The following is a 526-nucleotide window of genomic DNA, read 5'->3' as shown; positions in this document are numbered from 1 at the left end:
CGGTTGTTGGTGAACCCGACGGGTCGGTTCGTGATCGGTGGTCCGATGGGTGACGCGGGTCTGACGGGTCGGAAGATCATCGTGGACACCTATGGCGGTATGGCGCGTCATGGTGGTGGGGCGTTCTCGGGTAAGGATCCGTCGAAGGTGGACCGGTCGGCGGCGTATGCGATGCGGTGGGTGGCGAAGAACGCGGTGGCGGCGGGGTTGGCGTCGCGGATTGAGGTGCAGGTGGCGTACGCGATTGGTAAGGCGGCGCCGGTGGGGTTGTTTGTGGAGACGTTTGGGACGGAGACGGTGGATCCGTCGAAGATTCAGGCTGCGGTGAATGAGGTGTTTGATTTGCGGCCGGCGGCGATTATTCGGGATCTTGATTTGTTGCGGCCGATTTACGCGCCGACCGCGGCGTATGGTCATTTTGGTCGGCCGGATCTGGATCTGCCGTGGGAGCGGACCGACCGCGCCGACGCACTCCGCCAGGCGGCCGGAGGCTGATCTAGTGTGAAGCGGTGAGTGAGCACCTGAG

General features: G+C 63.9%; 1 protein-coding gene. It reads left to right on the top strand.

Going from position 1 to position 526, the window contains the following annotated elements:
* Positions 1-495, top strand: a 495-nt coding sequence (locus F0L68_RS43965) for a methionine adenosyltransferase domain-containing protein (RefSeq protein WP_223199522.1), incomplete at its 5' end; no start/stop codon positions are given.
* Positions 496-526 lie beyond the last annotated feature (31 nt).

The sequence above is a fragment of the Solihabitans fulvus genome, from assembly GCF_008386585.1.
Classification (GTDB): Bacteria; Actinomycetota; Actinomycetes; order Mycobacteriales; family Pseudonocardiaceae; genus Solihabitans; species Solihabitans fulvus.
This window is presented reverse-complemented; position numbering and strand designations above follow the sequence as displayed.